A 4,558-nucleotide genomic window follows, 5' to 3' on the forward strand; every position below is an offset into this window, starting at 1 on the left:
GATCAAGATCAAAAGCCAAAGCAAAGCCAAGCGCGTTTTACGCGCTTGTTGAGTTCAATGGTGTTTCGGACTCTTGCTCTGTTCGCCACTGAATCACCTCCAGCACCGCGCAACCTTCCCGGGTGAGCAGATGCACCCCTCGGGTTACCCGCGTCAGGTCGCAGTCGGCAATGTCTTTCAGGTTAAGCGTGGACAGCGTGTCCATCAGATCCCGCACCACGGTGAAACGATGGGCCGCACTGCTGGCCAGATCGCTCAGAGAGGCTTGGGTGTCGAGGTAGAAAACGGCTTGGTTGGCGTCGTGGGTGTCGACGGGGGAGAAGCGGGAAATCGATTGATCGTCCATGGTCGTTACTCGTTGTAGAGCTTCCACCATTTGCGGCCAAGCAAATTGAGGGTGGCAGCTGTGCGAGGGTTGGCCGACCGGTTACAACGACACCGGCACACCCGAAGGTGTCCCGCACACAGCCGCCATAACACAGAATCGCAGGCACAAAAAAAGCGTCTGCAATGGTGTTTTGGACGCTGATGCGTCGTTGTAATTCGACCGGCCAAGGTCGTTCGCGGATTTTGCCGCGAGGGCGAACTATAAGGGGAGAGTTTGCGCAGCACAACCATGTGTCGGTGAGGATGTTTGAGGCGGTGTGTCATGACGATAGCTGCGACCACGGCAGGTATGCGATGAGGTTTTAATCACCTTCATGCTTAAACCTCTACATGCCAGAAGTCAGTAGGCACCGGCGAAAATCGGCCAAAAGCAGACGCTCAAAAGCATCTACGAAAGCAGGGACAATTCCGGGGGATATTCCTCTACGTACGTTGCTTATATCGCGAAGGAGTTGACTGAGCCGCGGTGCGGAGAGATCTCCTCAAACTGATGGGTTGCACGCATATCGATGCAGATCACATAGGAGGCTTGCGCTGTTCAACAGCTCCTGACGGGACTTAGGTTGCCTATGGTTTACACGGCCCAATCGTTGACGCCATTGACGATTCCGCTGGCTTTTTCAGTACGCACCGTTTGGCGCTCCATTACCCAGCCCAATTCGGCCTTGCCGTTGACCAAGCGATTCCAAGGACTGCGATCCATGCAGCCAGCATCTCTGATGCATGTATGTATAGGTAAGGTCGTTGTTATTTCGGCGTGGATGTGCTGACTGGAGGTTTAGCGTGGTGATTCAGTATGGCGTGCGCTATATAAGGCTCATCTCGGCATCCGTACATGTATGTTGTTAGATTCAGCAAGTGGGAAAAAGCGCGAGCGCTAAAAGGAAAGCTGCCGGCCGGCGTGCTCAGTACTAAGCTGCCCCGGCAACACTTAGGAAGAGGTGATCATGAAGTTACAGGCATATCGGCTGCAGAACTACCGCCGGCTGCGCGATGTTGTCATTGAGCTCGATGACGAAATTTCTATCTTTGTCGGCGCCAACAACAGCGGGAAGACGTCCGCCGTCCAAGGCCTGTACTCAATGCTCCGCGGCGAAGTGAAGAAGTTCGAGCTCTTTGACTTCAGTGCGGCGCTGTGGGCCGAGATCGACGCGATCGGCAGGACGCCCCCTGGCGATGAGGATGCACCCAAAAGGTTACCATCCATCCTCTTGGATCTCTGGTTCCGCGTCGGTGAAGACGACCTCGCCACTGCGATGTGGCTGCTGCCGAGCACTGAGTGGGATGGCAAGTGCGTCGGGATCCGGGTGGCGTTCGAGCCTCGGGATGCCCACGAGCTCGTCTGGAGGTTCCATGAACTACATGAAAAGGCCCACAACGCAGCTGTCGCGCTTGCGGCCAAGCGCAAGGCCGCCGGGGAGCAAGCCGTGGAGGCGGGCGCGGAAGACGCGGCTGCGGTGGTGGCCGATGCCGGCGAGTACAAGCCTTGGCCGGAAAGCCTGACGAAGTACCTCACCAAGGAGCTGAGCAAGGAATACACCTTCCGCTACTACGTGCTCGATGAGCGGGCTTTTGTCGGCTATCAGGCAAAGGAGGCCGACTACGAGCCGCTACCCCTAGGCAAGGAGCCGGGCGGTGCGGCCATTCTCAAGTCGCTGGTGAGGGTCGACTTCCTGCGCGCGCAGCGGCACCTTGATGACCCGGATGCCGGTAGCTCTGATCGCGCCGAGAGCTTATCGCGGCGCCTGAGCAGGTTCTATCACCGCAACCTGGAGAAGCGTGGCGACGACCACGCGGCTCTCAAGGCGCTCGATACCTCGGAGAAGGAGCTGAACTTCCATCTGAAGGAAGTCTTCAGTGACACCCTCAAACGCCTGGCCAAGCTCGGCTATCCGGGCGTCAACAATCCCGAGATCGTGATTCGGGCGGCCTTGGATCCGACCACTGTCCTGGGGCAAGACGCCAAGGCCCACTACGTGATCCCGGGCGTGGCTTCTGCTCAACTGCCCGACAGCTACAACGGCCTGGGGTTTAAGAACCTGGTCTACATGGTGGTTGAGCTGCTTGACTTGCACGAGCAGTGGAAAGCCGAGGAGGACAAGCGAGCTCCGCTTCATTTGGTCTTCATTGAAGAGCCTGAGGCGCATCTGCACGCGCAGATCCAGCAGGTCTTCATCAGGAACGTTTTGCGCCTCCTTGAGGATGCTAACGATCACGCGACTTTTTTCCACACGCAGCTCGTCATCACCACGCACTCCCCGCACATCCTTTATGAACGCGGATTCTCGCCCATTCGGTACTTCCGCCGCGTCAGCGACCAGCTGGGCCATCACACGGACGTGCGCAATCTGTCGCTATTCAAAACGGGCGCGTCCGAAGCTCCAGCGCGCGAATTCCTGCAGCGGTATCTGAAGCTGACACACTGCGACCTCTTTTTTTCCGACGCGGTGATATTGGTGGAAGGCAACGTCGAGCGTCTGCTCCTACCTGCAATGATCGAGTTAGCGGCCAAGCGCCTGCGTTCTTCCGCCCTAACCATCCTTGAAGTCGGTGGCGCGTTCGCGCATAAGTTCCAGGAGCTGATCGCCTTCGTTGGGCTCACAACGCTGGTGATCACGGATCTGGACAGCGTGAAGGTCAAGACGGACGCCGAGAAGGCCGCCGCGCAAGGCGCAGGTACTGAGGGCGCCCTCGACGGAGATGACGAGGATGACGACCTGAAGCCCTTCGAGCTTGAAGACGACGAAGCAGAACTGGGTGGCAAGAAGAAGTCGAAGAAGCGTGGCAGCACCTGCCATGCACACGTGGAAGGTGCCGTCACGTCCAACCAAACCCTCATCAGCTGGATCCCGAAGAAGCGGTCGATGGCAGAGCTCTGGGAAGTCACGGCGGAGCAAAAGACGCTGTCGCTGGCTGAGGATTCTAGCGCTGAGGTTCGGGTGGCCTATCAGATCAAGGTTTCGGTGACGGTGGGTGCGACGACATCGCAGCTCTGCGGCCGCACGCTTGAGGAGGCCTTTGGTCTTGAGAACGCGGACTGGTGCCAGGCTGAGGCTAATCGGGCGGTCGGCCTCAAGCTCAGGAGCGCACCGAGCAGTCCCGAAGAGCTGGCTGAGAAGTTACACAATAGGGTGGTCGGCAAGAACTTCGACAAGACGCGCTTTGCGCTGGAGGTCCTCGCAAGCGGGCCGCTCAATGGCTGGAAGGTTCCCGCATACATCGCCGAGGGCTTGGCCTGGCTCGAAGCCAAAGTGGCCCACGAGCTTGAGGCGGACGCCGCCATCGCCACCGAGGTCGCGACTATTGAGCCGACTGCAGCCGATGTTGTCGCTGTCATTGTTGAGCCAGGGCAGACGACATGAGCAGACGAATTGATAGCCCGGATACCGACGCCGACCGCGAGATCCATGCATGCATTGCCGCGACACCCCCGCAGCCCTTCGTGGTTCGTGCTGGCGCAGGTTCCGGCAAGACCACCTCCCTCATCAAGGCGCTGGACTGGGTGATGTCGGAGCACGGCACCAGCATGCGGGCGAAGAAGCAGAAGGTCGCGTGCATCACGTATACCGACCTTGCCGCCAATGAAATCCTGGCGGACGTCAACGATGACCCGCTGGTTCATGTCTCGACCATCCACAGCTTTTACTGGTCTATTGCTAAGACGTTTCAGGCCGACATCAAGGTTTGGCTGCAGAACGACATCCGCAGGCGGATCTCCGAGCTGGAAGAAGCGTTCGAGAATTACAGCTCGCGTGTCCGGCAGACCACGCGCGACAGGAACAAGGCCGACCAAGAGCGCTATGCCCGAAGCCTGGAGGCTGTGGCCTGCGTCAGGACGTTCAACTACGGCGTGGGCAGTGACTACGCGAAGGGCATCCTCGGCCACGAAGACATCCTTCAGCTCGCCGACTTCCTGCTGCAAAACCGCCCGCTGTTCCGACGGGTCGTGGCGCTAAACTACCCGTTCGTGTTCATCGACGAGAGTCAGGACACGTTTCCGGGTGTGGTGAAGTCTTTCAAGGAAGTGGAAGCCCAGATGCGGGGCAAGTTCTGCCTCGGTTTTTTTGGCGACCCAATGCAGTCGATCTTCATGAGAGGCGCAGGGGACATCCCGCTCGAAGACCATTGGCGGGCCATCACGAAGCCGGAAAACTTTCGCTGCGCCAAGCAG

General features: G+C 58.6%; 4 protein-coding genes. 2 read left to right on the forward strand and 2 right to left on the reverse strand.

Features of this window, described 5'->3' with window-relative positions; genetic code table 11:
* Positions 1-37: 37 nt before the first annotated feature.
* Together BLX41_RS01885 and BLX41_RS34190 are read right to left on the reverse strand one after the other, a co-directional pair.
* Positions 38-346 carry a hypothetical protein gene (locus tag BLX41_RS01885; RefSeq protein WP_123723540.1) on the reverse strand — a complete coding sequence of 103 codons (309 nt, stop codon included), beginning with the start codon at positions 344-346 and terminating at the stop codon, positions 38-40.
* Between the two features lie 615 nt (positions 347-961).
* Entirely contained in the window at positions 962-1,090 is a 129-nt protein-coding gene (locus BLX41_RS34190) for a hypothetical protein (protein ID WP_258379794.1), read from the reverse strand.
* Positions 1,091-1,334: 244 nt separating this feature from the next.
* Here BLX41_RS34190 and BLX41_RS01895 point away from each other — a divergent pair, with 244 nt between their 5' ends.
* Positions 1,335-3,749 (forward strand): AAA family ATPase, encoded by a 2,415-nt coding sequence (locus BLX41_RS01895; RefSeq protein ID WP_123723541.1) that lies wholly within the window; start codon positions 1,335-1,337, stop codon positions 3,747-3,749.
* On the forward strand, positions 3,746-4,558 hold an 813-nt coding region (locus BLX41_RS34195; RefSeq protein ID WP_259744324.1), incomplete at its 3' end, for a UvrD-helicase domain-containing protein. The genes BLX41_RS01895 and BLX41_RS34195, both read left to right, overlap by 4 nt.

Origin of the sequence: Pseudomonas protegens (assembly GCF_003732485.1) — a bacterium.
Classification (GTDB): Bacteria; Pseudomonadota; Gammaproteobacteria; order Pseudomonadales; family Pseudomonadaceae; genus Aquipseudomonas; species Aquipseudomonas protegens_B.